Origin of the sequence: Streptomyces sp. T12, assembly GCF_028736035.1 — a bacterium.
Taxonomy (GTDB): domain Bacteria; phylum Actinomycetota; class Actinomycetes; order Streptomycetales; family Streptomycetaceae; genus Streptomyces.
On record NZ_CP117866.1, the window covers coordinates 7,985,437 to 8,004,343 of the forward strand.

Consider the following 18,907-nt stretch of genomic DNA (forward strand, 5'->3'; position numbering starts at 1 on the left):
TGCGCGCACGCGAACGGGTGCACGCCCCGGGGGAGTATCGCCGTGTCAGCCCGCACACCCACGCCGTCCCCCGAACGACCGCACCCTCCCAGCACCCACCCGACACCCCCGTTCGAGTGTGCCGGTCGCGCGTCGTCGACGCCGCGCACGCGCGCGCTGATAGCCGTGGTGCATGCTGCTCACCCCCCGCACCGAGGCCCAGCGACCAGTCCCTGGCGCTCCTCGCCCCCGTCCCCGAACCCGTCGGCGTCTCAAGGCCCCCGCGCTGTTCGCCGTCGCCCTCTCTTCCTGCCTGCTCGCCGCGAGCGCCCCGGCCGCACCCCTGGGTGTCGGCGATCGCCTCTTCCCGTACCTGGGCAACCCCGGCTACGACGTGGCGTCGTACGACCTCTCCTTCGCCTATTCCGGCACCAACGCCAAGCCCCTCAAGGCCGTCACCACCATCAACGCCTGGGCGACCACGGACCTGGAACGCTTCAACCTGGACTTCGCCCACGGCAAGGTCGAGTCCGTCGAGGTCGACGGGGAGCCCGCGTCGTTCAGGAGTGCCGGTGAGGACCTGGTGGTCACGCCCGAGGAGTCGTTGCCCGAGGGCAGCTGGATGCAGGTGACCGTGCGGCACACCAGCGACCCCAAGTACGGCGAGAGCCGTGACGGCGGCTGGCTGCGGACGGCTGACGGCCTCGCCATGGCCAACCAGGCCGACGCCGCCCACGTCGTGTTCCCGTGCAACGACCACCCCTCCGACAAGGCGATGTTCACCATCCGGGTCACCGCGCCCAACGGCTACACCGTTGTCGCCAACGGCCTGCGGACCGACGTGGACCGTGCGGGCAAGGCGACGACCTGGACGTACCGCACGCGGCACCCCATGGCCACCGAGCTCGCCCAGGTGTCCATCGGCCGTTCCACGGTGCTGCACCGCACCGGCCCGCACGACCTGCCCGTACGGGACGTCGTGCCCACCAAGGACCGTGAGCAACTCGAACCTTGGCTGAAGAAGACCCCCGGCCAGATCGCCTGGATGGAGCGGAAGGTCGGGCGGTATCCCTTCGAGACGTACGGCCTGCTGATGGCGGAGGCCGCCACCGGCTTCGAACTCGAGACCCAGACGCTCTCTCTCTTCGAGAGAGAGCTCTTCACCGAGTCGGCCTTCCCGAAGTGGTACATCGAGTCGATCATGGTGCACGAGCTGGCGCACCAGTGGTTCGGCGACAGCGTCAGCCCGCGCACCTGGTCCGACCTGTGGCTCAGCGAGGGGCACGCCACCTGGTACGAGGCCCTGTACGCGGCGGAGAAGGCGGGCCGGCCGATGGAGGCGCGGATGAAGGCCGCGTACGCCGCCTCCGACCGCTGGCGTGCGGCCGGCGGACCGCCCGCCGCCCCCAAGGCGGGCGCCCCCGGCAAGAAGAACAGCATCTTCCGGCCGAACGTCTATGACGGCGCCGCACTGGTCCTGTACGCCCTGCGCCAGGAGATCGGCGCCCCGGCCTTCGAGCGTCTGGAACGCGCCTGGGTGAGCCGCCACCAGGACGGTGCCGCCACGACCGCGGACTTCGTCGCGCTCGCGGAGGAGATCTCCGGACGCCACCTCGACGGGTTCCTGCATGCCTGGTTGTACGGGAAGAAGACCCCGCCGATGCCCGGTGAGCCGGAGTGGAAGTCCGTGGACCCCGACAAGGCGCCCGCGAAGAAGGCCGCTGGGAAGAAGGCCGGCGGGAAGGCCACTGAGAAGAAGGCCGTCGCGAAGAAGGCCGTCGCGAAGAAGGCCACTGGGAAGAAGGCGGCCGTGAAGAAGGCGATCGCGAACTAAGGCGATCGCGAACTAAGGCGATCGCGAAATAAGGCGGTGACGAGACGGCCCGTGCCGTGCGACCATTTTCGGGTCGGCGCGGCACGGGTCGCGGGAATCTCCCGGGGCACTCGTGCGTTGTGAGCAGTGACGGCGCCGCAGACGGATTCCCCATCGACGTAAGGACCCAATGACCTCCTCTTCTTCCTTTTCCCAGGACACGCAGCGCTTCGCGCAGACCAATCCCGAAGGTCTTCGGGCCGATGCCCTGATGGAAGAGGACGTCGCCTGGAGCCACGAGATCGACGGAGAGCGGGACGGCGACCAGTTCGACCGCTCCGAGCGCGCGGCTCTGCGCCGCGTGGCGGGCCTCTCCACCGAGCTCGAGGACGTCACCGAGGTCGAGTACCGCCAGCTCCGCCTGGAGCGGGTCGTGCTCGTCGGCGTCTGGACCACGGGGACCGCGCAGGACGCGGACAACTCCCTGGCCGAGCTCGCCGCCCTCGCGGAGACCGCGGGCGCGCTCGTGCTCGACGGCGTGATCCAGCGCCGCGACAAGCCCGACGCGGCCACCTACATCGGCTCCGGCAAGGCCGAGGAGCTGCGGGACATCGTGCTCGAGACGGGCGCCGACACCGTCATCTGCGACGGTGAGCTCAGCCCGGGCCAGCTCATCCACCTCGAAGACGTCGTCAAGGTCAAGGTCATCGACCGTACGGCCCTGATCCTCGACATCTTCGCCCAGCACGCCAAGTCCCGAGAGGGCAAGGCGCAGGTCGCGCTCGCGCAGATGCAGTACATGCTGCCGAGGCTGCGCGGCTGGGGTCAGTCGCTGTCCCGGCAGATGGGCGGCGGCAAGGGCGGCGGCCTCGCCACCCGTGGTCCCGGTGAGACCAAGATCGAGACGGACCGGCGACGGATCCGCGAGAAGATGGCGAAGATGCGCCGGGAGATCGCGGACATGAAGACCGGCCGCGAGATCAAGCGCCAGGAGCGCAAGCGCCACAAGGTGCCGTCGGTCGCCATCGCGGGCTACACCAACGCCGGCAAGTCCTCCCTGCTCAACCGCCTCACCGGCGCGGGCGTGCTGGTCGAGAACGCCCTGTTCGCGACCCTCGACCCGACCGTGCGCCGGGCCGAGACCCCGGGCGGACGGCTGTACACGCTGGCCGACACGGTCGGCTTCGTACGGCATCTGCCGCACCACCTGGTCGAGGCGTTCCGCTCCACCATGGAGGAGGTCGGCGAGTCCGACCTGATCCTGCACGTGGTGGACGGTTCGCACCCGGCCCCGGAGGAGCAGCTGGCCGCCGTGCGCGAGGTGATCAGGGACGTCGGCGCGACCGACGTACCGGAGATCGTCGTGATCAACAAGGCGGACGCGGCCGACCCGCTGACGCTGCAGCGGCTCATGCGGATCGAGAAGCGTTCCATCGCCGTCTCGGCCCGCACCGGCCAGGGCATCGACGAGCTGCTCGCGCTGATCGACAACGAGCTGCCCCGCCCGTCCGTCGAGGTCGAGGCGCTCGTGCCGTACACGCACGGCAAGCTGGTCGCCCGCGCCCACACCGAGGGCGAGGTGATCTCCGAGGAGCACACCCCGGAGGGCACGCTGCTCAAGGTGCGGGTGCACGAGGAACTGGCGGCGGATCTCGCGCCGTACGTTCCGGCGGCGACCGCCTGAGTCGTCGTGGAACGGCGGCCCGTGTGGCCGTAGAACTGCCGAAGGCCCGCCCTCTGTCGCAGGGGGCGGGCCTTCCGTATGGGTCAGTGTGCTTGATGGGTCAGTGTGCTTGGGACGGGTCAGTCTGCGTGGCGCATCGGCCGCCGTACCGTCCTGCTCATCGGCCGCCGTACGTCCTGCTCATGTACTGGTACACCGACTCGGCGCCCGCGCCCAGCTGCGGGCCCGCGAGCCAGGTGTTGTCCTCCGGGCCGATCGATGTGTTCGACACGAGCGTGGTCTCGCCGTTCACCACCCGGAACCAGCCGCCGCCCGACGAACCGCCGGTCATGGTGCAGCCGATGCGGTACATCGTCGGGAGGGCCGGGCTCAGCGACAAGCGGCCCGGACGGTCGAGGCACTTGAACATCTGCAGACCGTTGTAGGGCGGTGCCGCCGGGTAGCCCCAGGCACCCATCGTGGCGACCTCGCTCGCGGAGGGAGCGGAGAAGTCGACGTCCAGGGCGCCGGCGGTCTCCTCCAGGGACTTCGCGCCGGCCTCCGGCTTCACATGCAGCACGGCGTAGTCGTACGCGGCACCCGCGCCGCCCGTGTCCGAGCCGCCCTGGATCCACTCGTTCGACGTCGAGACCCAGTCGGCCCACCAGTTGCCGTAGGGAGCGATCTCGGTGGCCGTCGCGTTGCCCAGCTGCGCCTCGGACTTGCCGAGGTCGTTGTAGGCCGGGACGAAGACGATGTTGCGGTACCAGCCGCCGCTCCGGCCGGCGTGCACGCAGTGGCCGGCCGTCCAGACGAGGTTGGACTTGCCGGGGTGGTTGACGTCCTTGACGACCGTGCCGGAGCAGACGGCCGGGCCGTCGGGGGTGTCGAAGAAGACCTTGCCGACGGGCGCCGCGTTGTCGTGGTACGGCGTCTTCTCGGGCGTGGCCTGCACGGGCGCCGGCTCCGGGTCGCTCACGCCCTGGTCGGCCGAGGCGTCCTGCGTGGTGACCGTCTTGTTGGCCTCCTTCGCGGACTGCATCCGGTCAGGCTTCCACAGGCCCTCGATCACCGGATTGACGAAGTCCTTGGCCTCGCTGAGCCACTTGTCCTTGTCCCAGTCCTTCCAGGCCCCGTCCTTCCACTTGTCGATGTCGATCCCGTGTTCCTTGAGCTTGTCCGCGAGCTCGGCCGGGATCTGGATCTTGCCGTCACCGGCGGCGCCGGCGGCCTGCGAGGCGGCGGCCTCGGCCCGGTCGCTCGCCGAGCCTCCGGTCGAGCCGCCACAGGCGGTCGCGGTGAGCGCCAGCGCGGCTACGAGCCCGGTGGCGGCGAGGACGGAGCGACGCCGGCGGCGTGGAGCTGCGGGCATAGGTGTGGAACGCATGGTGCGATGACCCCCGTTGAAGCGTGCTGCTGCGGCTGTGGCGCCTTGATGGCAGGTGCAGGTGCAGGTGCAGGTGCAGGTACGTGTCGCGGAGGGGCCGTGCGCTGATGGGCGCGTGTCCCTCGGACGCGACACCCCACTATGCCCGGGGAGTTGAGGCCGAACGGGGGTGGGGCGGTGAAGGTTTCTCCCCACCGCCCCACCACCCACCGCAGCCGGTGCCTACGGTGCCGTCACCGACCGGCGTCCGGTGAACGTCACTCACCGGCGCCGGTAAGCGTCACTGACCGGCGTCCGGTGAACGTCACTGACCGGCGAACTTCTCGCTCACCCCGTCGAACACGTCCTTGGCCTCCTCACCCAGCCGCGGACCCGCCAGCCAGCCCGAATCCACCGGGCCGATCGAGGTGTTGGACACCAGTGCCGGCTTGCCGTCCGAGCCCGTCGCGACCCAGCCACCACCGGACGAACCGCCGGTCATGGTGCAGCCGATGCGGTACATCGTCGGGGCCGCGGTGTTGATCGACAGCCGGCCCGGCTTGTCCTGGCACTGGAACAGCTTCTGTCCGTCGAACGGCGCGGCGGCCGGGTAGCCGGTCGCCTTGAGGCTGTCCACCTCGGGGACCGCGGGGGCGTTGAAGTCCACGGGGAGCGCCGAACCGACCGTCTCCTCCAGGGACTTGCCGTTGCTGCCCTTCTCCGGCTTCACATGCAGCACGGCGAAGTCGTACGGGGCACCGTCCCCGCCCGTCGGGCCGCCCTGCGCGATCCACTGGTCCGAGGTCTGCGCCCAGTCGGCCCACCACACGCCGTACGGAGCGACCTGCTCCCTGGTCGCGCTCTCCAACTCGTCCGATCCCATGGCCTTGTCGTTGTACGACGGCACGAACGCGATGTTGCGGTACCAGCCGCCGCTCTTGCCCGCGTGCACACAGTGGCCCGCCGTCCACACCATGTTGGACTTGCCGGGGTTGGCCGGGTCCTGCACGACGGTCGCCGAACAGACCATCGTGCCTTCGGGGGAGTCGAAGAGCACCTTGCCCGCCTCGGGGGCGTTGGCGTGGTACGCAGGCGCCACGGCCTGCGCGTCCACCGGCTCCGGCGTCGGGTCGGTCACACCCTGGTCACCGGAGAGGTCGCTGTCGTCGACACCCCGGTCCGGGTCCTCGGCCTCCCGCATCCGGTCCGGGTCCCACAGGCCCTCGATGATCGGGTTGATGTAGTCCTTGGCCTCGCGGAGCCAGTCGTCCTTGTCCCAGTTCTTCCAGGCGCCGCCCTTCCACTTGTCGATGTCGATCCCGTGCTCTTTGAGCTTGTCCTTGATGTCGTCCGGGATCGTGATCTTGCCTTCGCCTCCGGCCGCCGCGGACGCGGTGGCCTCCGCGCCGGCCTCGGCGTCGCCCGACTCGCAGGCCGTGGCGGTAAGGGCCAGCGCCGCGGCAAGCGCGACCACGGCCAGTGGGGAGGTTCTGCGGCGCGCGCTCCCTCCCCGGCGAGCGGTGGACGACGGCCGTATCGATCGCATGATCTGACTCCCCCTGGGGTGACGGTGCTTGGTGCCGTGGCCGTGAACTCCCGCTGATCGCTTGCTGATCGCTTCCTTGTCGCTTGCAGATCGCTTGCTGATCGGGCGTGATGTCACGGCGCGTTGGTACGGCATCACACACTATGCGGTCGCTGTGGGGGAGTGCCGACGGAACGGCAACGGTTTCGCTACGGGCTGTCTGACCTGGCAATTCATCCAGATTCGGGGGGTGGTGCGTAGCGACGACGTGTGTGCACTGGTTCCGAACTACTCGGCAGGAGCGACCGCTCGGTAGCCGACCCCGCGCACGGTCTCGATGAGCGCGGGTATGCGGAGCTTGGCGCGCAGGGACGCGATGTGTGTTCCCAGGGTGTTCCCGGTCCCCTCCCCGCCGGTGCGCCACACTTCGCCCATGATCTGTTCTCGGGTGACGACCACGCCGGGGCGCCGCGCCAGCAGGGCGAGGAGATCGAATTCCTTGGGAGTCAGCTGGATGAACGAGTTGTCCACGCTGACCTGACGCGTGGGCACATCGATGATCACCGAGCCGAGATACAGCACCGTCTTGACCCGTTCCACTGCGTCCTCGGAGGCGGTGCGTCGGATGACGGCGTGGATGCGTGCGAGCAGCTCTCCTGTGTCGTACGGCTTCACCACGTAGTCGGCGGCACCGAGGTTGAGGCCGTGGATGCGGGAACGTACATCTCCGCGTGCGGTGACCATGATGATCGGGGTGGTGGTGCGCTTGCGGATCTCGCCGCAGACCTCGTAGCCGTCCATGTCGGGCAACCCCAGGTCGAGGAGGACGAGGTCGAAGCCGGCATCTTTCGAAGCGAGCGCATTCAGGGCCTCCCCGCCACTTCGGGCGTACGTGACGCTGAAGCCGTGCCGTGCAAGGACCGCGGCGAGAGTGGCGACTTGGCGGCTGTCGTCCTCGACGAGCAGCAGGTTCAAACCAGCCTCCGGTTCATCGGCCGCGGGCCCTGGGTGCCCACGAACCCCGTCTCGTCTCGTCTCCGCATGTGCGTGCGCGCGCGTGCACGATGGCAGTCACGCTGATGAACTAGTTCACCGTCAAGGGGGGTCCTGGTAGCGCGCGGGTTCGCCGTCGCGTCAGGACAACCTGCTCATCCGCATGGACGCCGGCAAGTCCCTGGTCCAGGATGCCGATCACCGGCCGGAGGCAGGGCGCGGGGGCTCGCGCGTGGACCCCGAGGACCCCGAGGACCCCGAGGACCCCGAGGACGCCGTGACGGTGCGGGCGTTGGCAGCCGCGCGGGAGGCCGGTCTGCTGACCGCGCTGCGCCGACGGCTGGCCGAACGTGACACCGTGGCCGCGACCCCGCTGGGCGTGTGGCACCCGCTGTTCGACCAGGCCGCGAGTCTTGCCGACGCCCATCTGTCGAGCCTCGTGCTCGACGCGTTCGACGAGGCAGGCCGTGCGCAGGGCCCGGGACAGGGGGATAGCGGGATAGCAGGACAGCGGGATGGCCGGGCCGCTGCGCGCGCTCCAGACCCTGTACGGCCTCGACGTGCTAGTGCGGGACCTGGCTTGGCGCCTGGAGTCCGGCACGCTCACCGCCGCCGACGCGGCCCGCATCCACGCCGCCCGCGAAGCGGCCGTAACGCGTGTGCACCGCCATGCCCGGCCCTGGTCGAGGCACTCGAATCCATGCTGCGCGTCTGCTACGCGCAGGGCCCCCAATTGATCCGGCAAGGCACCGGTTCAGTGATCAACGTCGCCTCCATCGCCGGGACCTTGGGCTTCCCGTTCCTGTCCGTCCACGGGGCGACCAAGGCGGCCATGATCTCTGTCCCCCGGTCGCTGGCCGCCGAGTGGGCCCGCTCGGGCGTACGCGTCAACGCCCTCACGCCGGGCTGGCACGCCACGGAGCTGACCAGCAAGTTCCTCGGCGACCGAGGCATCTCGGAGGGAATCGTCCGGCAGATCCCGAGGGCCGCTGGGGCGAACCCGACGAGATCGTCGGTGCGGGCGGCTCGGCCATGACCGAACATGCTCAAACTCCGGCCGGGTCACGAGCACCTGAACCCCGTCTCGTCTCCGCTGACCCGCAATGGCATCAGGCGGCGCTTCCGTCCAGCCGTTCGGCCGTTCGGCGGCGCAGCGGCTCAGCGGTCAGGCGGAGGGGCGGTCAAGGAGGCGGACGGCGAAGTCGATCGCGCGGTCGGCCCGCTTCCGGTCCCCGGAGACGAGGAGGTCGAGCTGGAGGCCCCGCACCTGGGCGAGCAGGAGGGTGGCCAGGGCGGCGCTGTCCTCGGGAGGCCAGCCGTCCCGAGCGAGGCGGTCGGTCAGGATGGCGATCCAGTCCTCGACGATCGACTGTGCGAGGTCCCGGTCCCTGTCGGGCTTCCAGCCGTGGTGACCGACAAGTTCGAAGAGCAGCAGGAACTGCCGCTGCTGCTTCGGTTCGCACAGCCGCTTCCACACGGCTTTGACGAGGTCGGCCGTCGAGCGTGCTTCGCTGAACTCCGTGTCCGAGGCCAGCCGCGTGGCCAGGTCCGTTCGGATGTTCTCCAGGACGGCCATGATCAGCTCGTCCTTCGAGGAGAAGTGTCGCAGCAGCGTCGCATGCGTGACCCCGAGCGCCTGGGCCACCGGCCGCAAGGACAGGTCGGTGACGCCGTGATCGAGGACGTACTCGGTCGCCGCGGCCAGCAGCTCCGGGCGCCGGTGCTGGAAACGCAGGCTGCGTCCGTCGACACGGGGAGAACTCATCGCGACCTTCTCTCGCTCGGCGCGAACGGAAAGTTGAGCGTACCACTTGGTTGTCCTAACCGACTGGTACTGCTACTTTTCCTCTACCCCGCCTCGGGCCTTCATCGACTGAAGGACGACCATGACTGATCAGCAGAGCTTGACCATGGCTGACCTCGGCCTCTTCACCGGCGCGCCGCAGCACGACCACTTCTGCCGGATGAAGGACCTCCTCAGCGCCCGCGAGATGGCCCCGGCCGCGCAGCCGTACGTCTGGCCGGAGGGGGAGGCGATCGACCTGCCGGAGACATACGTCTTCGACGGCGCCCCACGGTCGAGCAAGGAGTTCCTGGCCGACACGGACACCGCGGCCCTGCTCGTGCTCGTCGACGGAGTCGTGCGGCACGAGAGCTACTTCCTGACCGGCGGACCGGACGTGCAGTGGCTGTCCATGTCGGTGGCCAAGAGCTTCGTCTCCGCGCTCGTCGGCATCGCGGTCGCCGAGGGACACATCGCCGGCATCGACGAGCCGATCAGCTCCTACGTGCCGGTGCAGCCGGGCTCCGCGTACGACGGCGTCTCCATCAAGGACGTACTCCAGATGTCCTCCGGCGCCCGCTGGAACGAGGACTACAGCGACATGTCCTCCGACATCTTCCAGCTCAGCGCCGCCACGATGGGCATCGGCGGCACCCTCGACGACTTCGTCGCCCGCATGGTGCGCGAGAGCGAGCCCGCCACCGTCTGCCGTTACAACTCCGGCGAGACCCAGGTGCTGGGTGCCCTGGTGGCCCGGGCAACCGGCCGCTCGGTCGCCGAGTACATGCGGGAGAAGCTGTGTGAGCCGCTCGGCATGACGTCCGCGGGCTACTGGCTGCTCGACCCCGCCGGGACGGAGTTCGCCTTCGGCGGGCTCAATCTGACCGCCCGCGACTACGCCAGGATCGGCGAGCTGTACCGGGGCGGCGGCAGGTGGCAGGGGCGGCAGATCGTGCCGGCCGAGTGGGTGCGCGACTCGGTCACCGTGACCGCGCCGCACCTGAAGCCCGGACGGCCCGTGGTCGGCGGGCACCACCTCGGCCTGGGCTACGGCTACCAGTGGTGGCTCCCCGACGGAGACTGCGGGGAGTTCACCGCGATCGGCGTGTACAACCAGTTCGTATACGTCGACCAGGCCGCCCGCACCACCATCGTGAAGCTGTCCGCCAACCGCCGGTACGGGACCTCCAGCGAGGAGTCCACCAACCGCGAGATGGAGACCATCGCCTTCCTGCGCGCGATCGCCCGGCACGACCACTGACCCCGGCACCGGCCGACCGCGGGCACGAGCAGGACCCGGGCCGGGCGCGGGCACGACACCGCACGCGAGAGCCGGCCCATCGAACCGCGGCCCGCGAAAGCCGGGCCGCCCTCACCAGGACGTGTGATGCCGAACCTGGCGCACAACGTCGTGCTCGCCGCAGCCCGGCACCCCACCGCCCGGCCCTGCGGCTGGGCGAGCGGATCTGGACGTACCGCGAGGTGGACGTCCTGTCCGCGCGGGTCGCGGCGGCACTCACCGCCGACGGGCTGCGCCCCGGCGACCGGGCGGGGCTGATGCTGCCGAACGTGCCCGCCTTCGTCGTCCTCTCCTACGGCATCCTGCGCGCCGGCGGCATCGTCGTGCCGATCAACCCGCTGTTCAAGGCCTGCGAAGTGGAGTACTACCTCGCCGACTCCGAATCCGGCGCCGACCGCCTGTTCGCGGTGGACCAGGCCATGGAGGCGGCCGAGCCCGCGGCGCGCGCGCCGCCGGCACCCGCCTCGTCCGCGTCGATCCGACCGACCTCAGCACGGTGGCGGAAGCACACGAACCCATGGCAACGGTCTGCGACCGGGAGGACGACGCGACCGCCGCCATCTTCTACACCTCGGGCACCCCCGGCCGCCCCAAGTGCGCCGAGTTCACCCACCACAACCTCATCCGCAACGTCGACGTCGTCACCCGCCTCTTCGACCTCACGGAACGGGATGTGGTGCTGGGCTGTCTGCCCCTCTTCCACATCTCCACCTTCGGCCAGGGCTGCGCGATGAACACCGCCCTCAAGCAGGGCGCCTGCCTCGTACTGATACCCGCTTCGACCCGGGCGAGGTGCTGCACGCCGTCGCCCGGTACCGGGTGACGGTCTTCGAAGGCGTCCCCACCATGTACGCCGCCCTGCTGGCGCACCCCGAGGACACGGACACCTCCTCCCTGCGGCTGTGCGTCTTCGGCGGCGCCTCGCTGCCCGTTCCGGTACTGCACGGCTTCGAGAAGCGGTTCGACTGCGCGGTCCTGGAAGGCTTCGGCCTGTCCGGGTGCTCCCCGGTCGTCTCCTTCAACCACCCCGACCGGCCCCGCAAGCCCGGCTCGATCGGCACACCCATCGAAGGCGTCGAGGTCCGCGTCCTCGCCCCCGACGGCACACCGGTGCCCCGTGGCGAGACCGGCGAACTCGCCCGTACGCGGCCGCAACGTGATGAAGGGCTACTGGATCTACTGGATCCGTCCCGACGCCACTACGGAGACCGTCCAGGACCGCTGGCTGCGCACCGGCGACTTCGCCCCGGAGGACGAGGACGGCTATCTCTTTGTCGTCGACCGCAAGAAGGACATGATCATCCGGGGCGGCTACAACATCTGCCCCCGAGAGATCGAAGAAGTCCTCTACAAACACCCCGACGTGCTGGAGGCCGCAGACCTGGGCATCCCGCACGACACCCTCGGCCAGGATGTCGCCGTCGCCGTCGCCGTCGCCGTCGCCGTCGCCGTCGCCGTCGCCGTCGTGCTCCGGCCCGGCGCCGAGCAACGACCTGACGAACTCCGCCGGTTCGTCAAGGACCGCGTGGCGCCGTACAAGTACCCGCGCCACATCCACCACCTCGACGCCCTGCTCAAGGTTCCCAGCGGCAAGATCCTCAAGCGGGAGATCGACGTCCCCCGCTGACGCTGTGGCTCTCTCCGCCGCACACCTGCCGCGCGCGGACCATGCGCCCTACGGGCACCCTCTGCACCCTCTGCACCTTTTCCACCGAGCCGGAGCGCGCCCGGCCCGCGTGGGGAGAGCGGAAGGCTGCGCTCGCCGTCCACCAGTTCCGGCATCTGCGCTTGCAGGAACGCCCTGCTCCGCCTGCCCCGGATCAGCGTGGCCCCGGACATCCCCCGGTACCGGGGGCATCTCCCGGTACCGGGGCCACGCGGCGAATCCTCAGGACCCGGGCACGGCGTGTGACCGTGCCTTGCCGTGGCCCAAGTGTTCGCAACCGCTGGATGGGCGGCGCCACCGAAGACGGCCGCGGGGCACAGCCCGGGGCAACCCCCGACCGTGCGGCGGGTGGCAGCTGGTCCGCCCGGGGCACCTACCGCGCCATCATCAACACCTTCAAGTCCAACAACCAAGCGGGGCGGCTACGAGAAGATGCGCTGCCGGCACTCTCGGCACGGCGATGCGAAGAACGCGTTCAAGGTTTTCAACCTCAGCCCCTACCGCGCCTATTCGCTGACGACGACGGACAACTGCCTGACCAGTTCGGTGGGAGCCTTCAAGACGTACTCGACGGAATTCAGGCACCTCCCCAGCGGGAAGTACACCCGCCCCAACGACTACTACGACCACGACCTGAAGGGCTGGACGACAGTCAGGCTCTGAGGCCGCTCCAAGGTGTCCGGGATTCGCTCCGCCCAGCGGATCCCGACACCGGACCGGCTCCGCACCATCGCCCCGACCAGTCCATTGCCCTCGGTGTCCGGCCCTGGATCGGCTCTTGCCCACCTCGCTCACCTGCCGGCGGACGAGGGCCACCAGGGCGTAGGCAGCACAGCCCGTCACCCTTCCCGAGGCCGATGGGCCCGGCTCTACGTCGGTCTGCGTCGGCAGCGGGAGGCCCCGCGCGAGTGGGCGGCGGTGTGCAGCGTCCCCCGCTGGATCGAACGGGGCCGTTTCAACTACGGGCGTCAGCCTGTCGGTTCGGCCCGCCCTGCGCACAGTGTGCTTGCACCACGACAGACGTCCACCGGCGACGCTTCCCCCACCGCAAGGATCTTGAAGCAACCCGTAACCCGGTGAACGGTCCGGGGTTGGTAGCGGTGGGGGGCCAGCTGCCCGTGTGCGGTCCCCAGTGCCCAGTTCCCCGGAGCTTCGAGTCGACGCTCGCGGGGCTTCGTATGTCGGGTGGGGCGAGGATGCGAGAGACCTGCTCGCCCCTGGACAGCGGGAGGACAGGGAGCCATGGCCGTGACCGAATCTTTGCGCGGGGGGACATCCGAGTCGACGGAGGCGCGTGCCGTGCACGAGGGCATCCTGCGGCGGCAGTCGGCGCGCGAGTCGGCCGCGCGCACCTACGCGCGTGCCCTGCCGATCGTGCCCGTACGGGCACGTGGCCTGACCATCGAGGGGGCGGACGGCCGCCGCTACCTGGACTGCCTCTCCGGCGCCGGGACGCTGGCGCTCGGACACAATCACCCCGTGGTCCTGGAGGCCATCCGCAAGGTTCTCGACTCGGGCGCACCCTTGCACGTCCTCGACCTGGCGACCCCCGTCAAGGACGCCTTCATCACCGAGCTGTTCCACACTCTGCCGCCCGGTCTCGCTGACCGCGCGCGCGTGCAGTTCTGCGGACCGGCCGGCACCGACGCGGTGGAGGCCGCCTTCAAGCTCGTCCGTGCCGCGACCGGACGCACAGGAATCCTCGCTTTCAGCGGCGCCTACCACGGGATGACCGCCGGAGCGCTCGAAGCATCCGGGGGCGCCTTCGACGTACGGGTCGCCCGCCTGCCCTACCCGCAGGACTACCGCTGCCCCTTCGGTATCGGCGGCGAACGCGGCGCCGAACTCGCCGCCCGCTGGACCGAATCCGTCCTCGACGACCCCAAGTCGGGCGTGCCGCACCCCGCCGGGATGATCCTCGAACCCGTCCAGGGCGAGGGCGGAGTGATCCCCGCGCCGGAAGGGTGGATGCGGCGCATGCGGCAGATCACGGCCGACCGTGCCATCCCACTGATCGCTGACGAGGTCCAGACGGGGGTCGGCCGCACCGGCTCCTTCTGGGCGGTGGAGCACAGTGGCGTCACCCCCGACGTGATGGTCCTCTCCAAGGCCATCGGGGGCAGCCTGCCCCTTGCGGTCATCGTCTATCGCGACGACCTCGACGCCTGGCAACCCGGCGCCCACGCCGGCACGTTCCGCGGCAACCAGCTCGCCATGGCCGCCGGCACGGCGACGCTCGCCTACGTCCGCGAGAACGGCCTCGCCGAGCGGGCGGCCGAACTGGGCTCGCGCATGTTGCACCAACTCCAGCGACTCGCCGGGGAGTTCGCGTGCATAGGAGACGTGCGGGGGAGGGGCTTGATGATCGGGGTCGAGGTGGTGGAGCCAGAGCCCGATTCCGAGCACGGCGAGGGACTGTCGGCGCCCCTGGCGGCGATTGACGGGGCCGGAGTTGAGTGTGTTCCTGGGCAGGTCGAGTCGGATGCTTCGCCCGACATCGGTTGGCCCGGAGGTGGTGGGGCGGGCGTGCTGGTGGGCCTCGACCCTTCCCGGAGCGCAGGTGGCTCCTCGGCGGGCGCCAACCCCACTGGTCGAGTAGCAGCCGCGGCGGCAGCGCAGACCTCGGATCGCCCCCCTCGCCCCGCCGCCCCTCCACTCGCGGCCGCCATCCAGCGGGAGTGCCTGCGACGTGGCCTGATCGTCGAACTCGGCGGCCGCCACGCCAGCGTCGTACGCCTGCTTCCACCCCTGACCATCAGCGACGAGCAGGCGGCCGCAGTACTGGACCGACTCTCCGACGCGGTGGCCGCGGTGTCCCACAGCCACACCCATGACGACGCGTTCGGTGCGGACCGGATGCACCAGCCGTCCCCGGGCCCCAGGTGACACGGCGACCTTACCGACCGGGCGGGGTAGCGCTGCGACCGATGGGGTGCGCCAGTACGCACTCCGCCCGGAGCCGTCGCGTCGGCGTCCGTCGACCGACCGACTCCTGGGCAACAGCTCACCTTCGCACGACATACCACGCCCCATCGGAACCTCGCCTCCCCTAGAAACCACCGCCCACCGAAACCACCGCCAACCGAAGCAGCTTCCAACTGCCCTCCTCCCACCCCCATTCGAAGCGCGGGTCCCTCAAGCCCTCGCCCACCCTCACCGCAGCACGGCGGCCGTCGCCGCATGCGTCAGAACCAGCTCAAGAGGACCAGCCTTGACCACGACCCCCGCACCCGACGGCCGCCCCGACACTCGCGCGCGATGCTCCGCCGACCCAGACCTGTCCCAGCAGGAGCCGCTTGCGCCTCGGAGGGTGTTGGCTCCTCGCGGGCAGGGGCTTGTTCCCGCCCAGGCAGGCACTTCCTGGCAGGAGGGAGGCACGCGACAGGGAGGCGACGCACCTCAGGAAGGCGACGCACCTGGACGGGACGCGCCGCAGGAACCGGCGTCGGCGCGTGCGCCGAGGCAGGGAGGCGCCCCTGACATTGAGCGGCTGCCCGGTGCCGCCGCCTCAGACCTCTTGGAGCACCCCGACCCACACACCGCAGCCCAGGCCGCAGCCGTCGAGAACCTGCTCCGCTGCTGGGTCCGCGAGACCAACGTCCCGGCACCAGCCAACGGGATCCTCCGCATCCCCTTGCCCGCCACAGGTACGGCCCTGCTGATCCCGGTCCACTACTGGTCCCCGACGGGATGGCACCGCTTCGGCCTCCCACACCTGGCCGACGTCCCAGCTCAGTCCCCGCCGACTGACGCGGTCACCCTTGCTGCCCTACTCACCAGAGAGGTGCTAGCGGGAAGTAACCCTGCCGCCATGGCTACGGCCGCCGCCTCGACGGCCGGGAGCAGCACCTCGACGACCACTGGGCGTGTAGCGGCTCGCCCGATTCCCGCGGGGGTTCACCCTTCGCCGGCGTCCGATACGTCGACTGCCTCGACTGACGCGACGCGACCTTTCCGAGCCGCGACTGCTCCTCGCCCAGAGGCGCCCCCAGGCTCCGTGCCCGCAGTCTTCTCTGTCTCCGAGGCTTCCTGCTCCGACCCTCTGACCGGCGCCGACCCTTCCTCCACTGGTTGTGGCCCCGTCTCCTCCACGGTGCCTGACTCCGCTGCCGCCGCCTCCTCCACCTCTGGCCCGGCCTCCTCCTGCGTCCCTGGACCCTCCGTCTCCGCTCCTGCCGCCGTATCCCCAACCCCCGCCGCTCCGAGGCCCGCAGCCCCGACCATCCCCGTAATCTCCGCGGACACTGACCTCGTCGCCCGCGTCGCCGACTCCGTCCGACGAACCGTCACCTTTATCAGCGAGCGCCGTGCTCACCCCGCCGACGGCCCTGACATCTTCCTCGCGGCCGAGCAGGCGCTCACTCTCGGACACCCACTCCACCCGACGCCGAAGAGCCGCGAGGGTCTCACCGAGGCCGAAGCGCCGCTGTATTCGCCCGAGTTGCGCGGATCCTTCGCGTTGCACTGGTTGGCTGTCGCCCCTTCCCTGCTCGCCACTGACTCGGCATGGACCGAGCGCGGCCGTATCATCTCCGCGGCCCAGCTCATGGTCCGCCTGGCCGGGCCTGAGTTGTCGTTGCCGGACGGGTACGTGGCCCTGCCTATGCACCCCTGGCAACTGCGCGAGATCCAGCACCGCCCCGAGACCGAGGTCCTGCTCGATGCCGGACTGCTCCGTGTCCTCGGCGCCCACGGCGCCCCTTGGCATCCCACCTCCTCCGTAAGAACCGTCCACAGATCTGATGCCACCGCCATGCTCAAACTCTCGCTGGGCCTGCGCATCACCAACTCCCGCCGTGAGAACCTCCGGAAGGAACTGCACCGTGGCGTCGAGGTCCACCGACTCCTGCGCAGCGGCCTCTCGACGCGGTGGCACGCCGCGCACCCGGGATTCGACATCGTTCGCGATCCGGCATGGCTCGCCGTGGACGGGCCGGACGGCGTCCCCGTAACCGGCTGCGACGTGATGATCCGGCACAACCCGTTCAGGTCTTCCGACGATGTGTCCTGCGTTGCCGGACTCGTTTCACACCGACCTCACGCACTGTCCGGTACCGCCGCGGGCCATCACCCGTGGGACATGGCGCCCTCGCGGTCCCGGCTGGCCGAGCTCGTCACGCGTCTCGCTGATCGAACAGGCCGCCCCCTTGGGGCCGTTGTCGCCGAGTGGTTCCTGCGCTACCTCGAACAGGTCGTCCGCCCCGTGCTGTGGCTCGATGCCGAGGCGGGAATCGCTCTGGAAGCACACCAGCAGAACACGCTGGTCCTGCTGGACGGTGACGGCTGGCCTTCGGGCGGCCGTTACCGAGACAACCAGGGCTACTACTTCCGTGAGTCCCGGCGCGCTGCACTCGATGCGCGGCTGCCCGGCATCGGTGAGCACAGCGACACCTTCGTCTCGGACGAGGTCGCCGACGAACGCTTCGCCTACTACCTCGCGATCAACAACGTGCTCGGTCTCATCGGAGCGTTCGGCTCGCAGCGTCTCGCGGACGAACAGCTACTGCTCGCAGCCTTCCGCCGCTTCCTCGGCGAGGTGGCCTCCGGTGCAGCTCGGCTGCGCACATCACTGCCTGCCCATCTGCTCGACTCACCTGTCCTGCGCTGTAAGGCCAACCTGCTGACCCGGCTGCACGGCCTCGACGAACTCGTCGGCCCGGTCGACACCCAGTCCGTGTACGTCACCATCGCCAACCCCCTGCATTCCTGACCATCACGGTCCGCCCTCGTCAGGTCGCCCTGCCCCTCTGCCCACGGTCGACCACCACCGATCGCCTCCTGCGCTCCTGACCATCGCCTCCGGCTCTCACCAATTCCCTTCATCCCTGAGGAACATGACCCACCCCGCCTCTTGAGAGGAGCGTCGCCGTGCCTCCCACCGATGCGAGTGCCAATGCCGGCATCGCCCCCGTCACCGATATCGGCACCGCCACGAGCCCTGGCGCCGGTGAGTGTCGTATCGACCCGGCTGTCGGTGCGGGCGCAGACAGTGAGGACACGCTGGACCTGCACCTGCCCGACGAACTCGTCGTGCTCTTCGCGGAGGATGCCGGAGCCGATGGGGAGCGGAGACCGGGCCCAGCAGGCATGGCCACACCTCCCTCCTTCCTCGCGATCGGCGACGATCTACTCGACCGCGTTGCCGACTGGGGGCCGGTCAGTACACCTGCAGGAGCCCTTCACCTTGTCCCCGTGCGGATCGAGCGGGATCTTTTGATCATCAGCCGGTGGATGAACGACCCCGCCGTCGCAGCGTTCTGGGGGCTCGCGGGACCCCGGAACGCGATTGAAGAGCATCTGCGGTCCCAGCTTTCCGGTGATGGACGCAGCGTCCCGTGCCTGGGCATGCTGGACGGCACGCCGATGAGCTACTGGGAGATCTACCGAGCCGACCTCGACCCGCTGGCCCGGTACTACGCGGCTCGGCCCCATGACACCGGCGTTCATCTCCTCATCGGTGCCGTCGGTGATCGCGGCCGAGGACTCGGCGGAACTCTGCTCCGAGCCGTCGCCGACCTCTTGCTCGACAAGCGGCCCGCCTGCGCTCGCATCGTCGCCGAACCCGACATTCGCAACACCTCTTCCGTCGCTGCTTTCCTGAGCGCCGGATTCCGGTACTCCGCCGAGGTCGACCTGCCCGCCAAGCGGGCCGCCCTCATGGTCAGAGACCGGAGCCTGCGCCGTCTGCTGTGACGCCGTGTCGCGACGTCATCACATTTGGTACACCGCTCGCGCCGATCCGGTTCCCACTCCCAACGAACCGAATTCAGGCCGAGCCGCTTTCCCCCGGACCGCCTCCATTCCCCGCGGTGCACGGTG

13 protein-coding genes and 2 pseudogenes are annotated in these 18,907 nt (G+C 69.8%); 11 read left to right on the top strand and 4 right to left on the bottom strand.

Features of this window, described 5'->3' with window-relative positions; translation table 11 throughout:
• Positions 1–172 precede the first annotated feature (172 nt).
• Both PBV52_RS35950 and hflX read left to right on the top strand, forming a co-directional pair.
• Positions 173–1,813 carry a M1 family metallopeptidase gene (locus tag PBV52_RS35950; RefSeq protein ID WP_274244155.1) on the top strand — a complete coding sequence of 547 codons (1,641 nt, stop codon included), beginning with the start codon at positions 173–175 and terminating at the stop codon, positions 1,811–1,813.
• A 169-nt stretch (positions 1,814–1,982) separates the two neighbouring features.
• Complete coding sequence (hflX, locus tag PBV52_RS35955; RefSeq protein WP_274244157.1) at positions 1,983–3,476, top strand: GTPase HflX; 1,494 nt, start codon at positions 1,983–1,985, stop codon at positions 3,474–3,476.
• 157 nt (positions 3,477–3,633) lie between these two features.
• Here hflX and PBV52_RS35960 read toward each other — a convergent pair whose 3' ends face one another.
• From PBV52_RS35960 to PBV52_RS35970, 3 genes are all read right to left on the bottom strand, one after another.
• Entirely contained in the window at positions 3,634–4,842 is a 1,209-nt protein-coding gene (locus PBV52_RS35960; RefSeq protein ID WP_274244159.1) for a serine protease, read from the bottom strand.
• A gap of 304 nt (positions 4,843–5,146) precedes the next feature.
• On the bottom strand, positions 5,147–6,367 hold the full coding sequence (locus PBV52_RS35965; RefSeq protein ID WP_274244161.1) for a serine protease: 1,221 nt from the start codon (positions 6,365–6,367) through the stop codon (positions 5,147–5,149).
• Positions 6,368–6,634: 267 nt separating this feature from the next.
• Positions 6,635–7,321: a response regulator transcription factor gene (locus PBV52_RS35970; protein WP_274244178.1), complete on the bottom strand. Its 687-nt coding sequence runs from the start codon at positions 7,319–7,321 to the stop codon at positions 6,635–6,637.
• A 181-nt stretch (positions 7,322–7,502) separates the two neighbouring features.
• Between PBV52_RS35970 and PBV52_RS35975 the strand changes: the two genes are divergently transcribed.
• Positions 7,503–8,375 carry an SDR family NAD(P)-dependent oxidoreductase gene (locus PBV52_RS35975; protein WP_274244180.1) on the top strand — a complete coding sequence of 291 codons (873 nt, stop codon included), beginning with the start codon at positions 7,503–7,505 and terminating at the stop codon, positions 8,373–8,375.
• 129 nt (positions 8,376–8,504) lie between these two features.
• On the opposite strand, the gene PBV52_RS35980 is transcribed toward PBV52_RS35975, so the two are convergent.
• Positions 8,505–9,104 carry a TetR/AcrR family transcriptional regulator gene (locus PBV52_RS35980; RefSeq protein WP_274244183.1) on the bottom strand — a complete coding sequence of 200 codons (600 nt, stop codon included), beginning with the start codon at positions 9,102–9,104 and terminating at the stop codon, positions 8,505–8,507.
• Between the two features lie 121 nt (positions 9,105–9,225).
• Between PBV52_RS35980 and PBV52_RS35985 the strand changes: the two genes are divergently transcribed.
• The 8 genes and pseudogenes from PBV52_RS35985 (at position 9,226) to PBV52_RS36015 (ending at position 18,781) form a co-directional block, all read left to right on the top strand.
• The gene (locus PBV52_RS35985; protein WP_274244185.1) at positions 9,226–10,383 is read left to right on the top strand and encodes a serine hydrolase; all 1,158 of its coding nucleotides are present in this window, start codon (positions 9,226–9,228) and stop codon (positions 10,381–10,383) included.
• A gap of 203 nt (positions 10,384–10,586) precedes the next feature.
• A pseudogene (locus PBV52_RS51885) lies at positions 10,587–10,879 on the top strand (AMP-binding protein); the annotation flags it as partial.
• A gap of 60 nt (positions 10,880–10,939) precedes the next feature.
• A pseudogene (locus PBV52_RS51890) lies at positions 10,940–11,502 on the top strand (AMP-binding protein); the annotation flags it as partial.
• 37 nt (positions 11,503–11,539) lie between these two features.
• Positions 11,540–12,049 carry an AMP-binding protein gene (locus PBV52_RS35995; protein WP_274244188.1) on the top strand — a complete coding sequence of 170 codons (510 nt, stop codon included), beginning with the start codon at positions 11,540–11,542 and terminating at the stop codon, positions 12,047–12,049.
• Positions 12,050–12,520: 471 nt separating this feature from the next.
• Positions 12,521–12,751, top strand: coding sequence for a hypothetical protein (locus PBV52_RS36000; protein ID WP_274244191.1), 231 nt, complete (start codon positions 12,521–12,523; stop codon positions 12,749–12,751).
• A gap of 579 nt (positions 12,752–13,330) precedes the next feature.
• On the top strand, positions 13,331–14,974 hold the full coding sequence (locus tag PBV52_RS36005; RefSeq protein ID WP_274244192.1) for a diaminobutyrate--2-oxoglutarate transaminase family protein: 1,644 nt from the start codon (positions 13,331–13,333) through the stop codon (positions 14,972–14,974).
• Between the two features lie 925 nt (positions 14,975–15,899).
• Positions 15,900–17,798 (top strand): IucA/IucC family siderophore biosynthesis protein, encoded by a 1,899-nt coding sequence (locus tag PBV52_RS36010; protein WP_373921948.1) that lies wholly within the window; start codon positions 15,900–15,902, stop codon positions 17,796–17,798.
• A gap of 158 nt (positions 17,799–17,956) precedes the next feature.
• A complete protein-coding gene (locus PBV52_RS36015; protein WP_274244193.1) occupies positions 17,957–18,781 on the top strand; it encodes a GNAT family N-acetyltransferase in 825 nt (274 codons plus the stop codon).
• Positions 18,782–18,907 lie beyond the last annotated feature (126 nt).

Coding starts and splice junctions, on each gene's coding strand:
- PBV52_RS35980 (WP_274244183.1), bottom strand. CDS start 9,104: ATGAGTTCTCCCCGTGTCGACGGACGCAGCCTGCGTTTCCAGCACCGG.
- PBV52_RS36010 (WP_373921948.1), top strand. CDS start 15,900: ATGGCTACGGCCGCCGCCTCGACGGCCGGGAGCAGCACCTCGACGACC.
- PBV52_RS35965 (WP_274244161.1), bottom strand. CDS start 6,367: ATGCGATCGATACGGCCGTCGTCCACCGCTCGCCGGGGAGGGAGCGCG.
- PBV52_RS35985 (WP_274244185.1), top strand. CDS start 9,226: ATGACTGATCAGCAGAGCTTGACCATGGCTGACCTCGGCCTCTTCACC.
- PBV52_RS36005 (WP_274244192.1), top strand. CDS start 13,331: ATGGCCGTGACCGAATCTTTGCGCGGGGGGACATCCGAGTCGACGGAG.
- PBV52_RS35975 (WP_274244180.1), top strand. CDS start 7,503: ATGGACGCCGGCAAGTCCCTGGTCCAGGATGCCGATCACCGGCCGGAG.
- hflX (WP_274244157.1), top strand. CDS start 1,983: ATGACCTCCTCTTCTTCCTTTTCCCAGGACACGCAGCGCTTCGCGCAG.
- PBV52_RS35950 (WP_274244155.1), top strand. CDS start 173: ATGCTGCTCACCCCCCGCACCGAGGCCCAGCGACCAGTCCCTGGCGCT.
- PBV52_RS35960 (WP_274244159.1), bottom strand. CDS start 4,842: ATGCGTTCCACACCTATGCCCGCAGCTCCACGCCGCCGGCGTCGCTCC.
- PBV52_RS36000 (WP_274244191.1), top strand. CDS start 12,521: ATGCGCTGCCGGCACTCTCGGCACGGCGATGCGAAGAACGCGTTCAAG.